This is a genomic window from Proteus sp. PR00224 (assembly GCF_016238105.1).
Classification (GTDB): Bacteria; Pseudomonadota; Gammaproteobacteria; order Enterobacterales; family Enterobacteriaceae; genus Proteus.
In genome coordinates, this window is the sequence record NZ_JAEHQU010000002.1 from 129,302 (window position 1) to 153,230 (window position 23,929).

Here is a 23,929-nt window from a genome sequence, read left to right on the forward strand (position 1 = left end):
AATGGACCTTTTCGTCTGAATCTGACCTTCGCCAGTAAAATTATTGTTAGCGTATCAACCACAATACACTGGCTGTGTGGTTAGCAAAGTTTATGATGATACCGCTTACTGAATTTCAGCGCATCTCTTTATTATGGCTATTCTACGGCAAAAACTGATGATAACTGCTCAAACCTCTTTGTTATCACTTTCTTTCTTTGCTTTTGCACTCGCTCTACGATGGCGTAAGATCTCAATAACGCCCGGTAAAATAGAAATAACAATAATGGCAACAATTAGCAATTTTAAGTTCTTTTGAACTATATCTAAGTCACCAAAAAAGTATCCTGCATAAGTAAATAGCAGTACCCATGCAATTGCCCCAGTAACATTATAAAAGGCAAAGTGACGATATGACATTTTACCCATTCCTGCAACGAATGGCGCAAAAGTTCGGATAATCGGCACGAATCTTGCCAAAATTATTGCTTTACCACCATGCTTTTCATAAAAAGCATGGGTTTTATCTAGATATTCACGACGGAAAATCTTTGAATCAGGCTTACTAAACAGTTTTTCGCCAAAAAGTCGTCCAATAGAATAGTTAACCGCATCACCTAAAATAGCTGCACAAAGTAGCAGTAAAACAATAATATGAACATTCACATCATTAGTTTCTAATGAAGCTAAAGCGCCAGCAACGAATAATAAGGAGTCTCCGGGTAAGAAAGGCGTTACTACCAACCCTGTTTCACAGAAAACAATAAGAAACAAAATGGCATAAACCCATGTACCATATTGAGCAACAAGCTCAGCTAAATGGGCATCAATATGTAAAATAAAATCGATTAGAAATTTTATTAAATCAACAAATTGCGTTAATATTTCCATAAATCCTCAGAAAACTGGGTGTTTTTATGATTGAGATATCTCAATAGGGTTATCCGCTAAAAATAGTGGCCCCATTGCAGGTTTTGGTAATTCAAATTGCTCAGGATAATCCACAGATACCAAGTACAGTCCATTTGCTTTGGCTGTTGCAGCCGCTTTGGTTCTGTCTTTTAAGGCTAATAATTCAGCCATCCAAGTAATATTCTGATTGCCACACCCTATTTCTAGAAGACTGCCAACAATATTTCTCACCATATGATGAACAAACGCATTCGCTTTAATATCCACGACAACATAGTCACCATATCGAGAAACATTGACATGCATAACGTTACGCCATGGCGTTCGAGATTGACATTGGACAGCTCTAAAAGAGGTAAAATCATTTTCACCCAGTAGACATTGTGCTGCTTGATGCATGCGTTCAGCGTCTAAAGGATAATGAAAATGTGTCACTCCAGATGACAAGATAGCGGGACGATAGCGATGATTAAAAATCACATAGCGATAACGTCTTGCTGTTGCACTAAAGCGAGCATGAAAATCGTCAGAAACTGTTTTTACCCAACGTACTGCAATATCCGCAGGCAAATGGGTATTCACTCCCATAGTCCAAGCGGGATCTTTGCGATGTGCCGTTGTTTCAAAATGGACAACTTGCCCCGTTGCGTGAACACCAGCATCTGTCCTTCCAGCACAAAAAACCGATATAGGCTCATTAGCCACTTGTGAAAGTGCTTTTTCTAGCCGTTCTTGTACACTACGCACTTCATTTTGGCGTTGCCAGCCATAATAGCGACTACCATCATATTCAACGCCTAAAGCAATTTTTATTGTTGTGCTTTCAGAGGCAACCGCTGACTCAGTCAAGGGCTGTTCTGTCACTTCAGCACTCACTTGCACATTCATTAGTAAAACTGCTCCTGCATTAATTGCTCTGCTACTTCAACAGCCATTAATGCCCCGCCAAAGCGCACGTTATCTGCTACTGACCAAAATTGTAAGGCTTCTGGCATACCATAATCATTACGGAAACAACCTAAATTCAAGCTCACATTGCCTGAAGCATCAGTCACTTGTGTTGGAAAATCATTTTCATCACTGATATTCAGATCTTCATTTTCTTGTAATGTCTCACGCGCTTCATCACTCCCCATTGGACGAGATGTTTCTAATTGCACGGATTGCGCATTACCATAAAAAACGGGTGCTTGTAATGTGGTGACAGAAATAGGCAAACCTTCGTCTTGCAAAATTTTACGAATTTGGTCAACCATGCGACGCTCTTCTTGTATAGAGCCTTCGTCATCAACCATTAAAGGTAAAATGTTAAATGCTAATTGCTTATTAAAACGACCTAATTCAGGAGGAATACCGTTAAGTAAACGGGCACTTTGCCCTGCCAGTTCATCTACGGCTTGTTTTCCAAAACGAGAAACAGACATTAAGTTTGTCACGCTAAGGCGTGTTAAACCCGCAGATTCTGTTAATGGGTTAATGGCGCGTAATAATTGGCTTACCATGCTATCAGCTATTGAAACAATATTACGAGTACGGTATTCCGCTAGCATTGCACTGTTCACGCCAGGAACAACCAATGGTATATCCCAATCCATTGCAAAAATGCCACTACAATCAATAACAATACAGCCAGCATCAGCCGCTTGTTGTGCATATTGCGCACTGATTTCTGTTGGTGCGGCAAAGAAAGCTAATTGAATATCAGCCCACTCGATATTGTGAATACCTTGAACCGCAACACTTTTGCTGTTTACACGCACCGATTTTCCAATGCTATCTTCACTTGCGATTGCAGTTAATTCACCAATGGGAAATTCACGCTCTTGTAGCAGTTCTAAAATCGCTTCACCGACAGCGCCTGTTGCACCAACAACTGCAATATTCCAACCTTCTCCCATAAGATATCCTCCAATAACATAAATTTTTAAAAATAATATTTTGCTTTATTTGTGTGTAGTACTTTTATATGTAGCACTAAAGCCAATTGCATTTAATGTATCAACCGTAGTTTGATTATCACAAATGACATGGAGTGAAGACCACTCACGACGAACAGGATAAAATTTGCGTAATTTATCAAACTCCCCTTTTATTCCTGCTACTTTTCGTAATGGAGCATCATCACGACGCACATCATAAACAAGATGAATCAGTTGTTTTAAAAGTGTTTGAGTTAACTCACCTTGTACTGAAATGGTGGAAATAGTAGGTGCAGGTAACAGAGTTGATAATTCAACTTTTTGAGGCTGTCCAATAAAATCACAATAAGCTTCAAAAACTTGAGTTGTACCACGCGCCTTACCTTCTAAGGTGTAACCCGCAATATGTGGTGTTGCGATATCAACTTTATTTAATAACTCAATAGAGAGATCTGGCTCTGGCTCCCAAACATCCAACACAACGCGTAAGGATTTATCTTTCTCAAGTACAGACAATAATGCTTGATTATCAACAACCTCGCCACGGCTCGCATTAATTAAAATACGACCTTCAGGCAATTTTTCGAGGTTGCTCTCATTAATTAAATGATAACTTTTGTATAAGCCTGATTTATTGAGAGGTGTATGGAAAGTTAGAATATCTGCTTTTTCTAACAATGTTTCCAATGGATGAAACTCTTCATCATCACCATTATCCGCTCTTGGTGGATCGCAAAGTAAAACATTTACACCCAATACGCGAAGGCGCGTTGCTAATCGACCGCCCACATTTCCCACACCGACAATACCAACGACTTTATCGGTCAATTGAAAGCTGTCTTGCTCTGCTAACATCATCAGAGCAGAAAATACATATTCAACAACCGCGATAGCATTACAACCTGGGGCTGATGAAAAACCAATTTGTTGCTGTTTTAACCATGCAATATCTACATGATCGAAACCCGCAGTCGCGGTTCCAACAAATTTTACTGGCTTGCCTGATAATAAGGATTCATTGACTTTAGTAATTGATCTCACCATTAAGGCATCAGAATCATTAAGCTCATCAGTAGGTAATGGGCGACCAGAAACAGCTTTTACCTCACCTAATTGGCGGAAAAGTTGTTCCGCATAAGGCATATTTTCATCAACCAGAATTTTCACGGTGTTATCTCACTGATTTGGTATTTATGTGTGTAAACAATCAATCGAAAAACAAAATTAAGCGGTCTATTTTGCCACTTATTCACAGTAAAGCCTATTATTGACAGTAAAATCCGCCTAGATTTTAAGTAAATATATGAAAAGAAGACTTAACAATTGTTTAATCGACGAAAACGTTCCGGTGTTGTGCCAGCATATTGTTGAAACATCGCAATAAATGAGGATGAAGAGCTATATCCCACATCAAATGCTATTTCATTCACGCTTTTCCCTTGTTCTAATAAAGAAATTGCATGTAAAAAGCGTAAGCGCTTACGCCATTCACTAAATGACATGCCTAATTCTTGTTGGCAACGACGAGAAAGTGTTCTTTCTGAGGTATAACGCTTTTTAGCCCATTCTTCTAACGAGGTATTATCCGCTGGATCCTGCTCTAATACAGAAAGTATGGGAGCAAGTAATTTATCTTTAGAAGACGGTAAATAAGTATGATGTATTGGCGAAACTTTAAGTTGATCAATCAGTACTTGAGCTAAGCGAAAATCTTCTTCTGTTTGTGGTTTACACACACCACGATGAAAAAAGTCGGAAAATATAGTTGAAAAAATAGCACTTAATTGAATCAAACAAGGTTTATCTAATAATCCTTCACACCAACTTGGTGCGATATCTAGCACCTTAAAAGAGAGTGTTTTTTTATTGTAACTAGCATGCCCTACATTTTTGGGTATCCATACACTAAATTCTGGTGGCGCTAAAAACCGCTGTCCTCCAGCTTCTAAATCCATGACACCAGAAATCACATAAAGTAACTGACCAAAATCATGTTGATGATAAACAAACTCTGTTTCAGCTAATAGTTGTTCATCACGAAATCGAACTGTATCTGGATCAGACAATAACCATTGCATTTTTTGTTGTTCAATTGTCATCTTTATGTTGTTCTCTTGTCATGTTGTCTTTATTGGCCTATCTGTTGTCTGGTTTTCATTATATATATCTAATCAGACAGACTTACAATAGCGACCTGGTTTAAAAATAGATGTGAGAACAATGAAAAATGCAATTTTTCCGCTTTTAGCGGTGTTAATCTGGTCCATTAATGCAGTTGTCAATAAAGCAGCCGCGTCTGTTATCGATCCTGCTGCAATCTCTTTTTATCGTTGGTTCCTCGCCTTTTTAATTATGACACCTTTTTTGGTCATGCCAGTTTGGCATCATCGTAAAACCGTCAAACAATATTGGTGGAAATTATTTATTCTTGGTGCATTAGGGATGGTGATGTACCAAAGTTTAGCTTATTATGCGGCACATTATGTTAGCGCAACATTTATGGGGATTCTGAACTCTCTCATCCCATTATTAACCGTTATTATTAGTATTTTTGTTTTACGTGTTGTACCTACGGTAGGTATTGTTTTAGGCACAGTGCTTTCAATTAGTGGCTTAGTTTGGCTAATTAGCCGTGGCGAACCTTCTCAATTGCTTTCTCAAGGTTTGGGTTATGGTGAGCTGATGATGTTTATTGCTTCGGCGTCATACGCCCTTTACGGTGTATTAACAAAACGATGGTCAATTGCACTACCTAACTGGCAATCACTTTATGTGCAAATTGGATTTGGTGTTCTGCTATTATTGCCAAACTTCTTTCTTGCCGAAAGTGTTGCGTTAACAAAAGATAATATTGGATTAGTTATTTTCGCAGGTATCGGAGCTTCTATTCTTGCACCTTATCTGTGGATTTTAGGTGTGATGAAATTAGGTGCAAATACGACCTCTATTTTTATGAACCTAATGCCATTATTTACTGCAATGATTGCTATCGCGCTTCTCGGTGAAGAAATGCATAGTTATCACTTAGTGGGTGGTGGTATTGTGTTACTAGGTGTGCTCTTAGTGCAACAACTTAGAACGCCGCTGAATTTCCGACGTCAGTCTGCTCAGAAAAAAGCAGATTGCCATCAGGAGATGTGAGTCAATGTCAAAAAGACAACAATAAAAAATGCCGGCTAAATTCTTAGCCGGTCACATTCATAATGTTAGGTTTAATAAATAAAACTGACACAAGAAATCAAAGTATAAAATATAAAGTAATACAAGTATCCGAGGCAAACATTACCAACTTTTATATTAAATAGCTCCTACTTATTTGTAATAAAATAACCCAGATCAATTTTTTTGCACTCTTTTTGTCTTATTCAACTTTTCCATTCACCTAACTCCATATAAAACAAAATATTTAATGATTTTGGATAGAATTAAATTAAACGATTGAAATAAAATGAAGCTAATTTATTTTTCTCAATATAAACAACATATTAACAAAATTTGTCTATTTTATTAGAATAATAAAATGAGTAACTATTAGGAAAGGTATTTTTAAACGTTATTTATATAATCTTTTTTTTATGATTTTTATTCGAAAAATATCTTTATTAGAATAATAAATTATTTTTCATAATAAATTTCAAATAAAAAAGCAGACTCCATTAAAATGAAGTCTGCTTTTTTTAATAAGTAAATATAAGTATATCTAACTATTTTTTATATTTACTCATGACTAATGAAGCATTTGTACCGCCAAAACCAAAGCTATTTGACATTACAGTCTCCAGCTTCTGTTCTGTTGGTTGAGTAATGATGTTCATCCCCATTGCTTTATCGTCTAATTCTTCGATATTAATGCTTGGTGCAATAAACCCATGCTCTAACATCAGTAAGCTATAAATTGCTTCATGCACACCAGCAGCACCTAACGAGTGACCAGTCATTGCTTTTGTTGCTGAAATAGCTGGAGTATGCGAACCAAACACTTCCGTGATAGCTTCAAGCTCTTTTAGATCACCAACTGGCGTTGAAGTACCGTGTGTATTGATATAATCAACTTTATCAATACCTTGCATCGCCATTTGCATACAACGCACAGCACCTTCACCTGAAGGAGCAACCATATCTGCACCGTCAGATGTTGCACCATAACCTACGACTTCACCATAGATGTGTGCACCACGCGCTAATGCGTGTTCTAATTCTTCAACAACCACAATACCGCCACCACCTGCGATAACAAAACCATCACGATTTTTATCGTAAGTACGAGAAGCTTTGGTTGGGGTTTCGTTATATTTAGTTGAAAGTGCACCCATTGCGTCAAATTCGCAGGTCATTTCCCAACTTAACTCTTCACCACCACCAGCAAATACAACATCTTGTTTGCCTAACTGGATAAGCTCAACAGCGTGGCCAATACAGTGTGCTGATGTTGAACAAGCAGAACTGATTGAATAGTTAACGCCTTTAATTTTGAAAGGTGTTGCTAAACAAGCTGAAACACCTGATGCCATTGCACGAGTTACCATATAAGGACCTACACCACGTAGGCCTTTAGCTCTCATGCCATCAGAACCTTGCACTTGGTTACGTGGAGAACCACCACCAGAGCCAACGACTAAGCCAGAACGAATATTAGAAACTTGGTCTTCTGTCAGACCTGAATCAGCTATCGCCTCTTGCATAGATAAATAGGCATAAACCGATGCGTCGCTCATAAAACGGCGGATTTTACGGTCAATAAGACCTTCAGTATCAAGCTTAACGTTGCCCCAAATGTGGCTACGAAGCCCCATCTCTTTAAATTCTTCTGAGAAAGTTATCCCGGAACGACCTTCCTTTAAAGAATCCAGCACTTCTTTCTGGTTATTACCAATGCTCGAAACAATACCCAGACCCGTGATCACTGCGCGCTTCATTCATACCTCTTTACAATAATAGTTGTAGCTGCGGGATTTCTGACTAGCACTTTAGCGTACAGTTGTACGCCGAACAAGTCCGATCAGGATCTTTTTTACAAAAATACAGATAACCTAATAAAACGCTTTCCCCTTTAAGGCTGGCACAAGCTACCTAACAGCGCTAAGATGTTGGATAATTTTTTCGAGAAATACAGGCAGTTCCGTGAATAATAGCCCGATAAATACTGCGTCTTTAAGTTGGAATGAACTTGGTACGCCTATCTCTGAACAATTTGGCGATATTTACTTTTCAAACCAAGACGGTCTAGAAGAAACTCGACATGTGTTCTTACATGGAAATCATTTTCCATCACGTTTTGGTACACATGTACGCTCTGAATGTGTTATCGCAGAAACAGGATTTGGTACTGGGCTTAACTTTTTAACACTATGGCAAGCTTTCGAGCAATTTAGACAAACGTCTCCTGACTCTCGTTTAAAACGCCTTCATTATGTAAGTTTCGAAAAATTCCCTCTGACTAAAAGTGATTTACTATCTGCACATCGCCATTGGCCTGAACTCGAAAAATATTCACAAGCGCTTTGTTCTCAATGGCCATTAGCCATTGCAGGTTGCCACCGCATTATTCTTGCTGATGGAACAATCACATTGGATTTATGGTTTGGTGATATCAACACCTTGTTACCCCAAACTCGCCAAGCGCTACATAACAAAGTGGATGCATGGTTCTTAGATGGTTTTGCTCCTTCTAAAAATCCACAAATGTGGAGTGAAACTCTCTTTCAATCGATGGCTGATTCAATGAGAGAAAACGGCACATTTGCAACATTTACCGCCGCAGGGATCGTCAAACGAGGTTTGCAAAATGTTGGTTTTGAGATAAATAAAATCAAAGGATTTGGTCAAAAAAGAGAGATGCTGACAGGTGTTTTTCCACATACTCCATCCCCTGAGTTTCTCCCTTACTATGCAAGACCAAGTGCAACCAAAGCACAGAATATTGCAATTATAGGTGGCGGTATTGCCAGCACATTTACGGCACTTTCGTGCCTAAGAAGAGGCGCCAATGTCACCTTATATTGTGAAGATAAACAACCTGCAACTAATGCCTCAGGCAATCGACAAGGTGTGTTATATCCTTTACTTAATGGCAAATCCGATGAACTAGAACAATTTTTCACAACCGCATTTCTATTTGCTCATCGCACTTATGACAATTTGAGTAAAGCAGGTATTCCTTTTTCACATCAATGGTCTGGTGTCGCACAGATTATTTATAACGAGAAAGTTCGTAAAAAAGCACAGAGAATTATGGATAATTCTATACCTTTTGCTCAAATAGCATGTTATCTCGATGAAAATAAAATCAATAAACTCAGCGGAATAGATGTTAATTGTGATGCATTGTTTTACCCACAAGCGGGATGGCTTTCACCGACTGAGCTCACGATCAATACATTAAAATACGCTGAACAATTAGGTTTAACGTTGCGATTTAATCATCAAGTCACTCAAATAAGTGCGCAGAAAGCATCTTGGTGCTTAGATATTCTTCATCACGATGGAGTGAGTGCGACACAATTTCAATCACAATATGATTGCGTTATTTTGGCAAATGGACACCGAATCACAGACTTTACTCAAAGTGCAAAATTACCCATTAGCGCAGTTAGAGGTCAAGTTAGCCATATTCCAACAACAAAGACATTATCAAAACTAAAAACGGTACTTTGTTATGATGGCTATTTTACGCCTGTTGATCACCAAGATAATTTGCATTGTGTAGGAGCAAGCTTTCGCCGCGATCGATTAGATTTAGCTATTTCGACTCAAGAGCAAGAAAATAACCAAGCTCATCTTATACAGTGTTTAGCAAAAGCCCCTTGGGTTAAAGAAGTTGATTTTAGCCGAAACGAAGCGCGAATTGGGATTCGTTGCACTATTCGCGATCACCTACCGTTATTAGGTGAAGTACCTGATTTCGAAAAATTGCGCGTGGCATACACGCACTTAGATAGATTTAAGCGTAGAAGACAAACACCCGCTTTAGCTCCTGCTTATCATCAACTTTATATTATCAGTGCGTTGGGCTCTCGTGGATTATGTTCAGCGCCTTTATCAGCTGAAATTCTGGCAAGCCAAATTTTTGATGAACCTTTTCCGGTTGAAGATGATGTATTGAATGCCTTACACCCTAATCGTTTTTGGGTAAGAGCATTACTACGAGGAAAACCGATTGAAGTGAAATAGCCAAGGTGATAAGTAGTATTGAAGCACTTAATTGAAATGATTATTAATAATAAAAGAAAATATTTTAGCCAAATAACTCATATCATACCTCCAAACGCCATAAAAGTAGCTACAATGTAGCTACTTTTAATGGTGACTGCTCCCCGCCCGCATTGGCCGAGGGTTTACGGCGTTTTTCGCTAAAAAACGTTTCTTTGTATAAAAAAACTAAACCTCAAATTTCATTGCACAGCGCGTTTCTTTTACAAAACCCCCGCTTTCAACTTCATTATTTAAGATTTCTTGCAAAGAATGAGGAATTTCGCTTTCTGACAAAATAGAAAAACCTAAGCGTTGATAATACGGCGCATTCCAAGGAACATGGCGAAATGTCGTCAACGTAACGGCACTAAATTGATGTGCCTTTGCTTCATCTTTTACTTTTTGAATAAGTAATTTACCAATACCTCTATTTTGCCAAGCTTCACTCACTGACAACTCATGAATAAATAAACTTTCAGGTAATGGCATCGTCATAATAAAACCAACTGGTTCATTATCACTATTAACCGCAACCCAATGCCCTTTATGGTTAATAAAGGCTAAATGTTTTTCAACACTTTGTACGCCACTCTCACTTATCCAACTTAAATCTTCTAAAGTACTAAAAAGTTGCCCTGCTGATTGCTCGATAGCAGGCAATTTAATTGCATCATCAATTTGTGTGGGGCGAAGAGTAATATCGTTATTTTTTATTTCGTTTTGTGTTGTTGTCATCTCTTTTTCCAGCTCAGGTGTTTTTATACTTTTATGCTTAATTTATTAAAAAGCCATCCCGTAGGATGGCTTATGTTAAAGCTAAAATAATTTCTTATTTTTTAAATCGTTAATCTTTAGGTAATATGCCATAAGATTGAAATTTACCACTATCTTCCATAAACTGATTATAATACTTGTTGTCTTCTACAGAGTCTTTCACGGCTCTATTAGCATACGCGCTAGAGACAGCGAGTGTCGCCTTATAAAGTTTATCTTTTAATGTGTTATGGATCTTCGGATCTTCACTTTCTTGAATTTGATTTAATAATGAAACTAGCTCTTCTGCTTCAGCTTGAATATCAGGATCAGTAAATTCTGCTGTCGGTAACATATAGTCTAAATCAAGATTAACAGAATCGTTATATTCATCTTCTTGAGTAAACGGAGCTAAATCTTTACTGTATTCCGCTGAAATATATTTAATAAATTCAGGTTTATCAAAGCATTTGTTTTTTATGCTACCGTCATTATTTTTATTGCGAGTGCGAATTTCATTAGGAAATGGCTCGCCTAAGGCATAAGTACACTGAAAAACATTACCATCAATTAATGTGGCATTAGTACTACGCACTGGAAGTTCAAATTCATAGCCATTAATAATAACTGGGTAATCGACAGGTTTAAATTGATCTGTTTTTCCCTTAACTGCATAAACTTCAGAAAGGGTGTAATACATAAAATTATCAGGATTTAATATGCCACCATTATTATGGTCATAAACCATAAATCGAGCATCATTACCGGCACTATCTTTTAAATTATGCTCACCAGGTGATAGTGTTATGTAGCCATTTTTACCCGGCTCTACCTGATATTCTTTACCATCGACGCTAAAACTAATGACTTTTTCACTTGGATTACTGTAATAAAACTTATTTTTTTTATTATCTAAATCAAGTTGATCACAAGCAGATAAAAATAAAACAGCGCTAGTCAGTAGTCCTATTTTAAAGAAATTTTTCATCGTATCGTTATCCTTATCATAAATATTCTATGCAAATCATTTGCATCCCGAGAAACATTCCTAAAAAACATTTAAAAGTAATTTTACAGAAATGGCAAGGAGTTACAAAAGATAGCACTATTATGCTTAATCAATGAGAGATACATCGACTTTGAAAAATCAAATAAAAACAATTGATAAATAGTAAGGATCAATTTTTGTATAAAAACCAATCTAATTCAACAGTAAATATCTTAAATATAACTTAGAGGCAGTGATCTTAATAAGATTTTAAGAAAGAAAAAAACAACCGATTTATGCCGGTTGTTCTCTTAGTAGACATGCCGAATTAATTAATTGAGTTAACTAAATCATGCCATGTAGACAAAACTAACGCTTGATCTGGAGGTGAAAGCTCGCCTGCTTTTATCGCCTTTTGAATGCTCTCTTCTACACGCGTTCTTAACGCTTCTAACTGTGTGTTATTTTCTTGCTCAAGTTCAGCAATAGCCAGTGTAATATGGCCTTGTAAATACCCGCCTGCAAATAACTCATCGTCAGAGGCATGTTCAACACGGCTATCAATTTTATCTAATAAGTACGCTTCATACTCAGAAAGCATTATTTATCCTCAATATATAATGTTGCTACTTTTTTATATTTACCTTGTATTAGCAAAGCATAAATACGTATGTTCTAGCAACCTTACTACTTCAGACTCCACCCTATTGGGTAAAACCTTCACAGTGGATAGGCGATAGTTATTCTCGCAATCCTTAATTAACTAAAGGATTTTCCTGATAAGGAAACATCTCTTCCGTTAGCTCTGGGGTATTGTAAAACAAATGTAACGCATTAATAAATAGCTGTGCTCGAGGTGGCGTGTTTTTATCTCGTAAATAAGCGAGTACTTGTTCTCTAACTTTATTTCTAAATTCATAGCGGTCAGGTTCAAAGTTACCTTCTAAATTGTCACAACTGACATTAAAAGGATAACCAGCAGCTTGGCAAAATAACCAATCCAATGCTTGAGGTTTGATTTCTACAACTTCAAACTGTCCTTGAGTGGTTTCATCTCGTCCATCTGGGCAATACCAGTAGCCATAATCAACTTGTTGACGACGAGCCTCTCCGGCGATACACCAATGTGATATTTCATGTAATGCACTGGCATAAAAACCATGAGCAAAAATAATTTGGTGATAAGGTGTCTCTTCATTTGCAGGCAAATAAATCGGCTCATCATCCCCTTTAACTAAACGGGTTTGGAAACTTTCGCTAAAACATTGATTAAAGATATCAATTAACTGTTGATAATGATGTGCTGACATTTAAAAACCATCTATTCCTAATTAAAAAGAGCAGAAAACCAAAGTGCAATAGTATCGCCATGATTGTCATGTATGAGTTTGATGCTCATCAAAAAGGAGATAATGACCAGCATAGGTCTTATTAATTTTTGCCCTTTTGTTAATACTAAACCTGCACCTAAGCGAGCACCAATAAACTGTCCACAAAGCATAACTAAACCAATAGTCCAAATAACCTGCCCACCAATAATAAAAAACAGTAAAGAGCCAAAATTAGAGGTGAAGTTAAGTAACTTAGCATGAGCTGTTGCTTTTGAAAGATTATATCCAAGTAACATGACATAACCTAAAGCGAAAAAAGAGCCTGTTCCTGGTCCAAAAATACCATCATAAAAACCGACGCCACCACCAAGCACTGCACCAAATGTATAGTAGCCAATACGTTGTTTACTGTCTTGAGCGCCTATTGATGGAGTAAGAAGAAAATAGAGACCAATAGCTATGGTAAGAATAGGAAGCGCTTGTTTAAGGATTTCTGGATTAATAAATTGCACCAACATGGCACCAGAAACCGCACCAATAAAAGTCATTAAAATTGCAAATCGCTGCGCTTTTAAATCAATAACTTTTCGACGTATAAAATAGAGCGTAGCCGAAAACGAGCCACCTACCGATTGCAGTTTATTCGTTGCGAGAGCCTGAACAGGCGGGATCCCAGCAGATAACAAAGCTGGAATAGTGATTAACCCACCACCACCAGCAATCGAATCAATAAAACCTGCGATTAAAGCAACAAAGAAGAGAAGAAGGTAGATGCCATCTGAAAAGAGCCAATCCATTTATCTATCCGAATTATTAGGAATGAAGGACGTGTTGCTGTGTTTATCTCATTTATTTAAAAAAGCTACAGCAACACGATCTGAGCATAATAAAATTAGGCGCTCACACCTTTAAAGCTAACATCAAACTTACAACAGTTTATCGACTACGTTATTGACGTAGAATGATTACCATTGCATTAATGGAGGTACAACGTCACCACATTGACCACGTTGGCGCAATGCATGATCGAGCAACACAATTGCCATCATTGCCTCTGCAATCGGAATAGCGCGTATTCCCACACAAGGATCATGACGACCTTTGGTTATCATATCGACTTCTTCGCCATCACGATTTATCGTTTTACCAGCAATAGTAATGCTAGATGTTGGTTTTAAAGCGATATGAGCAACAATTGGCTGACCACTGCTAATTCCACCTAAAATGCCACCTGCATGGTTGCTAGTGAAACCACTCTTAGTGATTTCATCTCTATTTTCAGTGCCTTTTAATGTCACAACACCGAAACCATCACCAATTTCAATTCCTTTAACAGCATTGATACTCATTAATGCGTGTGCTAAGTCTGCATCTAGTCTGTCAAAAACTGGCTCCCCAAATCCTGCTGGCACACCCTCTGCAACCACAGTCACTTTTGCACCAATCGAATTACCTTCTTTTTTAAGCGCACGCATATATTCATCAAGTGCTTCTAAACGAGAAGGGTCGGGGCAGAAAAACGGGTTAGTTTCAACGATAGACCAATCAACAAGATCACAAGTAATTGGGCCTAGTTGAGAAAGATAGCCTTTTACTTCAATACCCATTTTCTCTTTTAGGTATTTTTTTGCGATTGCACCAGCAGCAACACGCATTGCGGTTTCTCGTGCAGAAGAGCGCCCACCGCCACGATAATCACGCAAACCATATTTTTGCTCGTAGGTATAATCAGCATGACCAGGACGAAAAACATCTTTGATTTCACTGTAATCTTGAGAACGTTGATCCGTGTTTTCAATCAGTAAACCAATGCTTGTTCCTGTTGTAACACCATTAAATACACCTGATAAAATGCGCACTTGGTCAGGTTCACGGCGCTGAGTGGTATAACGTGATGTTCCGGGTCTACGTCTATCTAAATCAACTTGTAAGTCAGCTTCTGTTAAAGGCAATCCAGGAGGTACACCATCAACAATGCAACCTAATGCAATACCATGAGACTCACCAAAAGTCGTGACTCTGAATAATTGTCCGATACTGTTTCCTGCCATCCCTTTATTCCTATCTTTTACTGTGTGATGTTGTCAATATGTTATTTGCAATAAGTAACAATCTACCGTCTCATTGCTGTTACATCAACGTTTATCATTGGATAAAACAGTGTGAGTGTTCAACAAGTTGTTCACGGGTCAACATGAAAACACCAAGTCCACCATTTTCAAACTCAAGCCATGTAAATGGAACTTCTGGGAATTGCTCAATAAGATGAACCATACTATTACCCACTTCACAGACTAAAATACCTTTTTCACTCAGATATTCAGGGGCTTTTAGTAGGATTTGTCTCGTAATATCTAGACCATCAATACCCGAAGCTAATGCTAATTCAGGTTCAACTTGGTATTCATCAGGTAAATCACCCATATCTTCGACGTCGACATACGGAGGATTTGTCACAATAATATCGTAAGGCGTTGGAACAATAGCGTTAAATAGATCTGATTGCATTGGATAAACACGATGCACTAAACCATGATTTTCAATGTTAAATTCAGCCACTTCCAGAGCATCTTCAGAAATATCAACCGCATCGACTTCAGCATCTTCAAACTCATGAGCACAAGCGATCGCAATACAGCCACTTCCAGTACATAAGTCGAGAATGCGTGTTGGCTCTTGCTGAATTAAACCATCAAAATGGTTATTGATTAATTCACCAATAGGAGAGCGAGGGATAAGCACACGTTCATCAACATAAAATTCGTGACCACAAAACCAAGCGCTATGAGTTAAATAAGGGACTGGAATTTTTTGCTCAATTCGGCTTTCGATAAGCGTAATGATTTCCATCTTTTCAGAAGTTGTTAACTTGGTTGATAACAGTGCATCTGGAATATCTAAAGGAAGTGCAATGGTTGGTAATACAAGCTGTAATGCTTCATCCCACGCGTTATCTGTGCCATGACCATAATAAATATCAGATGAATTAAACTGACTCATAGCCCAACGTAACATATCTAGGATAGTGCTTAGATCAGCAACCGCTTCCTCTTTTAGTGTTATATCCAAAACTGTTGTCCTCTGAAGAAATAGAAAGTCTGTAGTTTGCCATGAAGATGGCGATAAATCAGCGGGAAACCATAAAAAAACATCACTACATTATTATTCTCTTTACCATAACCACACACTTACTATGGTTTTAAACTTCAATCAGCTAATTAAAAGCAAAATTTACGATCTACCCATAAATAAAAATTAGTGTTTTATACTTTTAATTTAACTTTTATTAGCAAGTTAATGAAATTGAACCATACTTAAAACATGAAAGAATTAACTGTGTACTAAATGCGCCTATAGATTTTTTTCATTCGATATGCAGTCATTTTAAAGCAAATAGCTAATTTTAAAGACTATTTTTGATATCAATTTATCGTTTTTTATCGCAACCTGAAGATATAACAACGTTTTATGTTCCACAGATATCATGAGTAGAGCAACTTGTTAACCAGCCTATATTTGCTAACTATGTGACTATTTCGGCAGGGTAAATTCCCTGCCTTTTTTTATGCTAAATTTATAGTCTATATTTTTTATCTCTAACACTATTTCATGTACTATTGCCTGATAAAGACAGTAACACTATGAAGAATCGTAAAAAATGAATAAAAAATTTTCATTGCCACCTTCTGAAATTGAGTTATTTCAGGAGATGATAAAAGGCACTAAGAAATTAGCTCAAGATAAAATACTTCATTCACCAAAACGTAAAAAAGTGACACACTACGCTGTTGAACGTTTACAACAAGAGCAAGTTGACGCCTCTTATTATTTTTCAGATGAATTTCAACCTAACTTAGCCACAGAAGGCCCCATGCGCTATTTAAGAGAAGGCGCTAATGCTTATGAATTAAAAAAACTACGTCGTGGTGATTATGTACCTGAGTTTTTTCTAGATTTGCATGGATTAACACAACTAATTGCAAAACAAGAGATTGGCGCATTAATTGCGGCATGTAGACGAGAGCATGTTTATTGTGCCTGTATTATGCATGGTCATGGCAAACATATTTTAAAACAACAAACGCCACTTTGGTTAGCACAACACCCTGATGTAATCGCTTTTCATCAAGCCCCAAAAGAATGGGGAGGCGATGCTGCATTATTAGTCTTAGTGGAAAACGACGATATCGCTCGCCGCTAAACCCCAAAAATTCTATCGCATTAACCCTTAAATCACCTATCAGGTGAAATAAGGTGTTAATTACTTTCTTAGATAATTGATTTAAATTTCATTTCAATGTTGAGGGTGACACTTGCCATAGCAACTCCCCTGCTCCTTTTGATAAGTCAAAATCAACACAAGCAATGGTTGATGTTGAAAACATAGGAGCACACACAGCTGGGCAGAGTTCAGCGACAACATAGCCAACTAAAGGTAAGTGAGAAATAACAAGAATATTTTTATATCCTGTATCTCCCAAGGCACGTAAGTAATGTGCAACATGTGAAGGATTACCACCGGGGATAAGCCCATCATCTATTTCTATTTTACTAGGTAGCGCTAAATCTGCTTTTACGGCATCCAATGTCTGTTGAGCACGTAAATAAGGACTAACTAAAACATAATCGATTGTATGTCCCTGCGTTGTCATCCATTCAGCCATTTTTATTGATTCACTTTTCCCACGTTCAGTCAGTGGTCTTAGTGCATCGCTAGCAGCATCAAGAGCCGCTTCTCCGTGGCGCATAATAAAAATTTGCATAGTAAATTATTAAACCTATTTTATTTTTGTAATTACTGGTATTTACACTTGTAAGATACTTAATTTAATTCATTTTAAATCAATATGTTCCCATATAAAATCGTCAATACCCTAATTGCAATAGCATTATTAATCTTTTTAAGGTCATGCCCTTGGTTTACAAATTAACATCATTTTCAGAATTTTATTTTAAAAAGCTTTGTTTTTAAATTTATTTTCAAATAACTATTTTGCCATATCTGGCTATAATTAACACTTTCGACCTCTTTTTCCATTAAAAATTCACCAATTATTAATCTGACGCAAAGAGTACAAGAAAAAAGGCGCCTAAGCGCCTCAATCAAAACAAATGTCACAAAAGGAAAAAGCAATGGTAAAGAGATGATATTAATCGTAAAAACGTTCATTTCGTTTAGCCATTTCCACTAAACGCTCACAAGGGCGATATTTTTCTCCATATTTATCGGCAAGTTGGTTAAGTTTTTCTTCCACCTTTGTTGTTCCCATACTGTCCATATAACGGAATGGGCCACCAAAAAAAGGAGGAAAACCGATACCAAATACAGCACCAATATCACCATCTCGTGGTTGCTTTATAATATTCTCATCTAAACAACGAACCGCTTCATTTAACATTAATAATAAACAGCGTTCCGTAATTTCAGAGGAAGACAATTGGTTTTTAGGCTTAATTTGTAATAGTCGATATATGGCTGGATCAGGTTGTTTTTTATTTTTACTGAATGAGAAAGGTAATGCATGTTTTGCATAAAGATAAAAACCTCGTCCATTTTTACGACCTTTTCTATCATCAGCAATAATGGCATCCACAGCAGGAGGAGAGGCAAATCTTTCACCAAATGCATTCACTAATATTGGTGTTATTTTTGTGCCAATATCAATACCCACTTCATCCAATAACTGAATAGGCCCTACAGGGAAACCAAACTGGACAAGTGCTTTATCAATATTCTCAATAGGCTCCCCCTGTACTAAGCAGGTCAATGCTTCGCTGATATAAGGAGCAAGGATACGGTTGACGTAGAATCCAGGTTTATCACCAACAACTATTGCAACTTTGCCCTGTTTTTTAGCAAAAGCTACCGTTGTAGCAATCGTTTTTTCATCCGTATTTTCATGTGGAATAACTTCAACCAAAGGCATTTTTTCTACTGGACTAAAATAGTGAAGCCCGATCACTTTTTCTGGGTATTTTGCTGTTTCTGCAATTTTATGAATAGGAAGCGAAGAGGTATTTGAAGCAAAAATAATTTTACCTTTCCCCACGCCTTCAATATCTGCGACCATCTTCTGTTTTAAAGCAAGATCTTCAAAAACAGCTTCAACAATAATATTTGATTGATGGAAACCGCTGTAATCCAAGGAGCCCGAGAGCAACCCCATTTGGCGCTGACGTTCACGTGCAGATAATCTTTTTTTACTCACTTTGGCTGAAAGCGCTTTCCAACTATAATTAAGTGCCTGAGCAATTCCCTTATCACTGATATCTTTAATTCTTGCTGGTAAATTACCTTTTGTCGCCGTGACAAAGGCAATACCACCACCCATTAATCCACCACCTAAAATACCGATATGATGCAAATTATCTGGTTTTTCGGATGATCCTGTCTCATTCTTAAGTGCCGTAGAAGCAAAAAAGAGATGTCTTAATGCAGATGAAACTGGCGTCATAGCAAGTTCACCAAACGCATTTGCCTCTTCTTTAAACCCTGCTTGAATATCTTTTTCAAGACCACGTTCTATAACATGAAGAATACGCTCTGCTGCTGGATAGTGGCCTTTTGTCTTTGCCAATGTACGTTTTTTCGCTTGCCCAAAAAGAATATTTCTACCTAACGTTGTATTGGCCCAAAAACGATCCATCACTGAATGTTTTTTCTGTTCTTTTTTACCCAATAAAATCCATTTAGCAGCAACTTCTAATAGAATATCTTGTGAGACAACATCATTTACAAGACCTAATTTTAAGGCTCTCTTCGCATTAACTTGTCTCCCCGTTAAGATCATATCTAACGCAGATGTCACACCAATAAGACGTGGTAAGCGTTGAGTACCACCGGAACCAGGCAGCAATCCAAGTTGCACTTCAGGAAGCCCTAAACGCGTTTTGCTATTATCAGAACAAATTCTCCCATGACAGGCTAAGGCCAATTCAAGCCCTCCGCCAAGGCATGCGCCATTAATAGCGGCCACAACTGGCAATGGGTAGTTTTCAAGTTGAGTAAAAAGATCCTGTCCTGCTTTTGCTAATGCACTCGCCTCTTCTTTAGTTTTACAACCCGCAATCATGGAGATATCCGCACCCGCAATAAAACTGTCTGTTTTACCTGAGGTGATAATTAATCCTTTTACACCAGAATGTTGCTGAGCTTGCCTTAAAACATCTTGAAATTGCTGCACAAACTCTGCTTTTAGCGTGTTTACTTTTTCACCAACAACATCGATGCTGATAACACCCACTTTGTCATTACGAACTGAGAACTGAAAAACAGATGATTTTTCTAGTGTTGTTTGTTGTTCCATTATTCCACCTCCAAAATCATCGCTGCACCCAATCCACCCGCAGCACAAGCAGTGGTTAACCCAAAACCTCCACCTCGACGTTTAAGCTCATGTAGTGTCTGTGTGACCATTCTTGCGCCAGTCGCAGCAAAGGGATGTCCATAAGCAATAGAACCGCCTAGTACATTAAATTTATCCATATCCACTTCTCCAATCGCCTTGGATAATCCTAGTTGCTCTTTAGCAAACCGTTCACTGGCAAACAGCGTCAAATTACTGAGTGTTTGTGCGGCAAAAGCTTCATGCATATCAATTAACGTTAGATCACTCAATGCAAGACCTGCGCGAGAAAGCGCAAGTGGTGTGGCATATGATGGCCCCAATAGCATATCTTTCCAGACATCTGTCGCTGTAAAAGCATAACTGCGTAAATAACCTAAAGGTTGATAACCAAGACTTTTAGCAACAGATTCTTTCATCATTAATACCGCGGCTGCGCCATCCGTTAATGGCGTACTGTTTGCGGCGGTGACACTACCATGTCGACGATCAAATGCCGGTTTTAGTTTGGCGTAAGAATCAAGAACAGAGTTTTTACGGATATTATTATCTTGATGGAAACCTTCTTTGTAAGGCGGAAAAAAAGCGGTCATCACTTCATCATTTAGTTTTCCCATCTCCCATGCTTTAGTTGCTAATTGATGGGAACGATGTGCTAATTCATCTTGAGCAACTCTAGAAATATGATAAGTCTTTGCCATTTGCTCTGCGGTGTCTCCCATGCGTAATCCTGTTGAATACTCAGCAACGGCAGGCGCTACAGGGAGCAAATCTCGAAATCGTAATTGGCTTAAATAACTTAATCGTTGACCTAATGATTTAGCCTTATTAAGACTTAATAAAACATCTGCAAGCTTTTTACTAACACCAATAGGCAAAACTGAAGACGAATCTGCGCCACCAGCAATACCGACAGAGACATGTCCTGCCATCATACTTTCAGCAACATTAGCAATCGCCTGAAAGCTTGTTGCACATGCTCTTGTTACACTATAAGCATCAGTTTTTACACTTAATCCTGCACCGAGCACTATTTCTCTAGCAATATTAGGTGCTTCTGGCATTTGAACCACTTGTCCGAAAACAAGTTGATCAATAATTTCGGGAGGAATTTCATTGCGAGTCACTAATTCTTGAACCACTGAACGCCCTAATTCAACCGCAGGTATTCCTCGATACGCAGTCGCTTGTTTAGCAAAAGGTAAACGTAGCCCGCTGACAATGGCGATGCGATCTTTCATAGCACTGTTCGTTGATGACTTCATAACGGCTCCTGACAAAATGATTTCCTAACACCAAAGAGGTCTGACCTGATAATAGTGTTAACAAAAATTTCACTTTTCAGAAACGTCATTTTACGAGAAGTGGGAGTTAGCGCTCAATATTTCGATGAAATGTCTGAAACTTAACAATAATGATAGAAAAGATAATGGTGTGATCGAGAGAGATAAAAAAGGCTGTTGAATTTCAACAGCCTTAAATCTATTAATTTCAGAGGATTAACGTAATCCCAGCTGGAAAATTAGGTTTTCTGCTTCACAAGAGAATGTAAAATCAGCGGTTAGTTGAACACCACCATCAACATCAGCAAATTGTTGATTAATTTTGCAAGGCTCTGAAGCGATAGATTGTGCTTTTGCACTAAGTTGATCTAACATTGCTTGCGCCTGTACTTTATCAGCGAAGACATGCTGATATGACGCTGTGCAATTCTTATTGTCAATAATAGTACCCACATCTACACAACAGCAAGCAGCGGTTTCTTCTGCACTACAACGATTAATTGCGTCTGCCATTTTAGTCTCCCAACGAAAGAAATGTTAATTATCTATCATAATCATAAAAAAATAAAATAAACTGCTTTAGCTCAAATTTTATTACAATTTTACAAAAATAATTGATTTTTCTGTTTATTTAACAATCAAAAACATCTTTATCGGGATATTTTGTGAAAAATATGTTAACCAAATCCCAATTATTGAATCAAAATGGAAATATTTGTAAAACATACTTGCAACATTTAGGGTGATCAACTTTATACTTAATCAACTGGTCTGATTTGTCATAACGACAACCGCACCTAAAATCCAGCGCTTCTAATCAGAAGTTACTAACTTAAAAAAATTATGAGGGTTTAGGTCATGAACCGTAAAAACCTGTTTACTCGCACAGCACTAGCTGCCATTGTAGGAGCAATCTCCTCTCAAGCAGGCGCTGCCGGTTTTCAGTTAAATGAATATTCAACTTCAGCACTAGGGCGTGCATTTTCAGGGGAAGGCGTTATTGCCGATGACGCAAGCGTAGGTAGCCGAAACCCAGCTGCACTGACTATGTTTGATCGCCCCGAATTTTCTGTCGGTGCTATTCTCATTAACCCAGGCGTTGATGTTAAAGGTAAATCACCTCTTACAGGTACTGATACCACTGCAAAAGATATCGCACCAAGTGCATTAGTACCTAATATCCACTTTGTAGCACCCATCAATGATAAATGGGCCATTGGCGCATCAGGTACAACAAACTTTGGTTTAGCGACAGATTTCCCTAACGATTATCCTGCAGGACTTATCGGCGGTAAAACTGATCTGAAAACCATGAACTTAAACTTAAGTGCAGGTTACCGTGTAAATAACCAATTTAGTGTAGGTTTAGGGTTAAATGCTCTTTACGCTGATGCGGAAATTACTCGTCATGTTGGTGAAGCGGGTAAAGTGTTAGGTGGCGCATTATCTCAAAAGCCTGGCATGGAACAATTAGGTGGTTATTTATCAAGCTTATCTCCTAGCGATCGCTTTGCTCAGTTAAAAGGTGATGCATGGGGCTTTGGCTGGAACGCAGGTCTATTATACGAATTTGATGAAGGTAACCGTATTAGCTTCACTTATCGCTCTAAAGTAAAAGTGAAATTTAAAGACGGTGAATATCAAAGTGATTTGCGCCCTATTCCACAACTCGAAGGAATGGGAATTGTCGGCACTAACGGCGAAACCATTAAAGGTAAGCTGGATCTTAACCTACCTGAAATTTGGGAATTTGCAGCTTACCACCGTGTCGCACCAAAATGGGCTGTTCACTATAACTTCGCTTACACCAGTTGGAGTGCGTTTGAAGAGTTAAGAGCAACACGTAAGAGCGATGGTCAACAACTGTTTAAGAAAGAAGAAGGCTTCCGTGATGCATGGCGTGTGGCTTTAGGTACAACCTATTATCACGATGATAACTGGACATTCCGTACCGGTATTGCCTTTGATGATAGCCCAGTTCCCGCTGATAAACGTTCTATTTCCATTCCAGACCAAGATCGCTTCTGGTTAAGTGCTGGTACAACTTACGCATTTAATAAAGATATGTCTGTTGATGTGGGCTTAGCGTATATGCACGGTAAAAAAGTCACAATCAAAGAGAAATTATCTGAAGATTTACCATTGCCTGCTTATGAATTTGAATCATCAGGTAAAGCATGGTTATACGGTATGAACTTTAACTACCGTTTTTAATTTCCACTGTATT

General features: G+C 38.0%; 21 protein-coding genes. 4 read left to right on the forward strand and 17 right to left on the reverse strand.

What is annotated here, in order from left to right:
* Positions 1-168 precede the first annotated feature (168 nt).
* The 5 genes from JEP71_RS03970 to JEP71_RS03990 all read right to left on the reverse strand — a co-directional run bounded on the left by JEP71_RS03970 (position 169) and on the right by JEP71_RS03990 (position 4,909).
* Positions 169-870, reverse strand: a complete 702-nt coding sequence (locus JEP71_RS03970) for a DedA family protein (protein ID WP_109370915.1) — start codon at positions 868-870, stop codon at positions 169-171.
* A gap of 24 nt (positions 871-894) precedes the next feature.
* Positions 895-1,779 carry a tRNA pseudouridine(38-40) synthase TruA gene (truA, locus tag JEP71_RS03975; RefSeq protein ID WP_232797506.1) on the reverse strand — a complete coding sequence of 295 codons (885 nt, stop codon included), beginning with the start codon at positions 1,777-1,779 and terminating at the stop codon, positions 895-897.
* Positions 1,779-2,789 carry an aspartate-semialdehyde dehydrogenase gene (locus JEP71_RS03980; RefSeq protein ID WP_196533837.1) on the reverse strand — a complete coding sequence of 337 codons (1,011 nt, stop codon included), beginning with the start codon at positions 2,787-2,789 and terminating at the stop codon, positions 1,779-1,781. Before JEP71_RS03980 ends, truA begins: the two co-directional genes overlap by 1 nt.
* A gap of 45 nt (positions 2,790-2,834) precedes the next feature.
* Entirely contained in the window at positions 2,835-3,977 is a 1,143-nt protein-coding gene (gene pdxB / locus JEP71_RS03985; RefSeq protein WP_198625798.1) for a 4-phosphoerythronate dehydrogenase PdxB, read from the reverse strand.
* Between the two features lie 149 nt (positions 3,978-4,126).
* A complete protein-coding gene (locus JEP71_RS03990; RefSeq protein WP_198625799.1) occupies positions 4,127-4,909 on the reverse strand; it encodes an AraC family transcriptional regulator in 783 nt (260 codons plus the stop codon).
* A gap of 121 nt (positions 4,910-5,030) precedes the next feature.
* Between JEP71_RS03990 and JEP71_RS03995 the strand changes: the two genes are divergently transcribed.
* A complete protein-coding gene (locus tag JEP71_RS03995) occupies positions 5,031-5,951 on the forward strand; it encodes a DMT family transporter (RefSeq protein ID WP_109370919.1) in 921 nt (306 codons plus the stop codon).
* A gap of 563 nt (positions 5,952-6,514) precedes the next feature.
* On the opposite strand, the gene fabB is transcribed toward JEP71_RS03995, so the two are convergent.
* On the reverse strand, positions 6,515-7,726 hold the full coding sequence (fabB, locus tag JEP71_RS04000) for a beta-ketoacyl-ACP synthase I (RefSeq protein ID WP_088495099.1): 1,212 nt from the start codon (positions 7,724-7,726) through the stop codon (positions 6,515-6,517).
* 205 nt (positions 7,727-7,931) lie between these two features.
* Here fabB and mnmC point away from each other — a divergent pair, with 205 nt between their 5' ends.
* Positions 7,932-9,980: a bifunctional tRNA (5-methylaminomethyl-2-thiouridine)(34)-methyltransferase MnmD/FAD-dependent 5-carboxymethylaminomethyl-2-thiouridine(34) oxidoreductase MnmC gene (gene mnmC / locus JEP71_RS04005; RefSeq protein ID WP_198625800.1), complete on the forward strand. Its 2,049-nt coding sequence runs from the start codon at positions 7,932-7,934 to the stop codon at positions 9,978-9,980.
* Positions 9,981-10,187: 207 nt separating this feature from the next.
* Here the strand turns inward: mnmC and JEP71_RS04010 are convergent, their stop codons facing one another.
* The 7 genes from JEP71_RS04010 to prmB all read right to left on the reverse strand — a co-directional run bounded on the left by JEP71_RS04010 (position 10,188) and on the right by prmB (position 16,088).
* On the reverse strand, positions 10,188-10,736 hold the full coding sequence (locus JEP71_RS04010) for a GNAT family N-acetyltransferase (RefSeq protein ID WP_198625801.1): 549 nt from the start codon (positions 10,734-10,736) through the stop codon (positions 10,188-10,190).
* A gap of 109 nt (positions 10,737-10,845) precedes the next feature.
* On the reverse strand, positions 10,846-11,742 hold the full coding sequence (locus tag JEP71_RS04015) for a hypothetical protein (RefSeq protein WP_198625802.1): 897 nt from the start codon (positions 11,740-11,742) through the stop codon (positions 10,846-10,848).
* Positions 11,743-12,070: 328 nt separating this feature from the next.
* Positions 12,071-12,343 (reverse strand): YfcL family protein, encoded by a 273-nt coding sequence (locus tag JEP71_RS04020; RefSeq protein ID WP_109370924.1) that lies wholly within the window; start codon positions 12,341-12,343, stop codon positions 12,071-12,073.
* 154 nt (positions 12,344-12,497) lie between these two features.
* Positions 12,498-13,052, reverse strand: a complete 555-nt coding sequence (locus JEP71_RS04025; RefSeq protein WP_088495095.1) for an elongation factor P hydroxylase — start codon at positions 13,050-13,052, stop codon at positions 12,498-12,500.
* A gap of 17 nt (positions 13,053-13,069) precedes the next feature.
* Entirely contained in the window at positions 13,070-13,870 is an 801-nt protein-coding gene (locus tag JEP71_RS04030) for a sulfite exporter TauE/SafE family protein (RefSeq protein WP_198619753.1), read from the reverse strand.
* 168 nt (positions 13,871-14,038) lie between these two features.
* On the reverse strand, positions 14,039-15,124 hold the full coding sequence (gene aroC, locus JEP71_RS04035; RefSeq protein WP_198625803.1) for a chorismate synthase: 1,086 nt from the start codon (positions 15,122-15,124) through the stop codon (positions 14,039-14,041).
* 94 nt (positions 15,125-15,218) lie between these two features.
* Positions 15,219-16,088, reverse strand: coding sequence for a 50S ribosomal protein L3 N(5)-glutamine methyltransferase (gene prmB / locus JEP71_RS04040; protein ID WP_232797528.1), 870 nt, complete (start codon positions 16,086-16,088; stop codon positions 15,219-15,221).
* Positions 16,089-16,731: 643 nt separating this feature from the next.
* On the opposite strand from prmB, the gene smrB reads away from it, so the two are divergent.
* A complete protein-coding gene (gene smrB, locus JEP71_RS04045; RefSeq protein WP_109370928.1) occupies positions 16,732-17,274 on the forward strand; it encodes an endonuclease SmrB in 543 nt (180 codons plus the stop codon).
* An 88-nt stretch (positions 17,275-17,362) separates the two neighbouring features.
* On the opposite strand, the gene sixA is transcribed toward smrB, so the two are convergent.
* The 4 genes from sixA to JEP71_RS04065 form a co-directional block, all read right to left on the reverse strand.
* The gene (gene sixA / locus JEP71_RS04050; protein ID WP_196533845.1) at positions 17,363-17,836 is read right to left on the reverse strand and encodes a phosphohistidine phosphatase SixA; all 474 of its coding nucleotides are present in this window, start codon (positions 17,834-17,836) and stop codon (positions 17,363-17,365) included.
* 387 nt (positions 17,837-18,223) lie between these two features.
* Positions 18,224-20,380, reverse strand: a complete 2,157-nt coding sequence (gene fadJ / locus JEP71_RS04055; RefSeq protein WP_198619750.1) for a fatty acid oxidation complex subunit alpha FadJ — start codon at positions 20,378-20,380, stop codon at positions 18,224-18,226.
* Complete coding sequence (gene fadI, locus JEP71_RS04060; RefSeq protein WP_109370932.1) at positions 20,380-21,684, reverse strand: acetyl-CoA C-acyltransferase FadI; 1,305 nt, start codon at positions 21,682-21,684, stop codon at positions 20,380-20,382. Before fadI ends, fadJ begins: the two co-directional genes overlap by 1 nt.
* 234 nt (positions 21,685-21,918) lie before the next feature.
* Positions 21,919-22,215 (reverse strand): YfcZ/YiiS family protein, encoded by a 297-nt coding sequence (locus JEP71_RS04065; protein ID WP_006533378.1) that lies wholly within the window; start codon positions 22,213-22,215, stop codon positions 21,919-21,921.
* Between the two features lie 345 nt (positions 22,216-22,560).
* On the opposite strand from JEP71_RS04065, the gene fadL reads away from it, so the two are divergent.
* Positions 22,561-23,916 (forward strand): long-chain fatty acid transporter FadL, encoded by a 1,356-nt coding sequence (fadL, locus tag JEP71_RS04070; RefSeq protein ID WP_198625804.1) that lies wholly within the window; start codon positions 22,561-22,563, stop codon positions 23,914-23,916.
* The last annotated feature ends 13 nt before the right edge of the window (positions 23,917-23,929 follow it).

What these genes read in the sequence shown, in the direction of transcription:
- smrB (WP_109370928.1), top strand. Translation starts at nt 16,732, where the DNA reads ATGAATAAAAAATTTTCATTGCCACCTTCTGAAATTGAGTTATTTCAG.
- JEP71_RS03995 (WP_109370919.1), top strand. Translation starts at nt 5,031, where the DNA reads ATGAAAAATGCAATTTTTCCGCTTTTAGCGGTGTTAATCTGGTCCATT.
- prmB (WP_232797528.1), bottom strand. Translation starts at nt 16,088, where the DNA reads ATGTTACGTTGGGCTATGAGTCAGTTTAATTCATCTGATATTTATTAT.
- fabB (WP_088495099.1), bottom strand. Translation starts at nt 7,726, where the DNA reads ATGAAGCGCGCAGTGATCACGGGTCTGGGTATTGTTTCGAGCATTGGT.
- fadJ (WP_198619750.1), bottom strand. Translation starts at nt 20,380, where the DNA reads ATGGAACAACAAACAACACTAGAAAAATCATCTGTTTTTCAGTTCTCA.
- JEP71_RS04030 (WP_198619753.1), bottom strand. Translation starts at nt 13,870, where the DNA reads ATGGATTGGCTCTTTTCAGATGGCATCTACCTTCTTCTCTTCTTTGTT.
- JEP71_RS04065 (WP_006533378.1), bottom strand. Translation starts at nt 22,215, where the DNA reads ATGGCAGACGCAATTAATCGTTGTAGTGCAGAAGAAACCGCTGCTTGC.
- JEP71_RS04020 (WP_109370924.1), bottom strand. Translation starts at nt 12,343, where the DNA reads ATGCTTTCTGAGTATGAAGCGTACTTATTAGATAAAATTGATAGCCGT.
- truA (WP_232797506.1), bottom strand. Translation starts at nt 1,779, where the DNA reads ATGAATGTGCAAGTGAGTGCTGAAGTGACAGAACAGCCCTTGACTGAG.
- JEP71_RS04010 (WP_198625801.1), bottom strand. Translation starts at nt 10,736, where the DNA reads ATGACAACAACACAAAACGAAATAAAAAATAACGATATTACTCTTCGC.
- JEP71_RS04015 (WP_198625802.1), bottom strand. Translation starts at nt 11,742, where the DNA reads ATGAAAAATTTCTTTAAAATAGGACTACTGACTAGCGCTGTTTTATTT.
- fadL (WP_198625804.1), top strand. Translation starts at nt 22,561, where the DNA reads ATGAACCGTAAAAACCTGTTTACTCGCACAGCACTAGCTGCCATTGTA.
- JEP71_RS04025 (WP_088495095.1), bottom strand. Translation starts at nt 13,052, where the DNA reads ATGTCAGCACATCATTATCAACAGTTAATTGATATCTTTAATCAATGT.
- aroC (WP_198625803.1), bottom strand. Translation starts at nt 15,124, where the DNA reads ATGGCAGGAAACAGTATCGGACAATTATTCAGAGTCACGACTTTTGGT.
- JEP71_RS03980 (WP_196533837.1), bottom strand. Translation starts at nt 2,789, where the DNA reads ATGGGAGAAGGTTGGAATATTGCAGTTGTTGGTGCAACAGGCGCTGTC.
- JEP71_RS03970 (WP_109370915.1), bottom strand. Translation starts at nt 870, where the DNA reads ATGGAAATATTAACGCAATTTGTTGATTTAATAAAATTTCTAATCGAT.
- fadI (WP_109370932.1), bottom strand. Translation starts at nt 21,684, where the DNA reads ATGAAGTCATCAACGAACAGTGCTATGAAAGATCGCATCGCCATTGTC.
- JEP71_RS03990 (WP_198625799.1), bottom strand. Translation starts at nt 4,909, where the DNA reads ATGACAATTGAACAACAAAAAATGCAATGGTTATTGTCTGATCCAGAT.
- sixA (WP_196533845.1), bottom strand. Translation starts at nt 17,836, where the DNA reads ATGCAAATTTTTATTATGCGCCACGGAGAAGCGGCTCTTGATGCTGCT.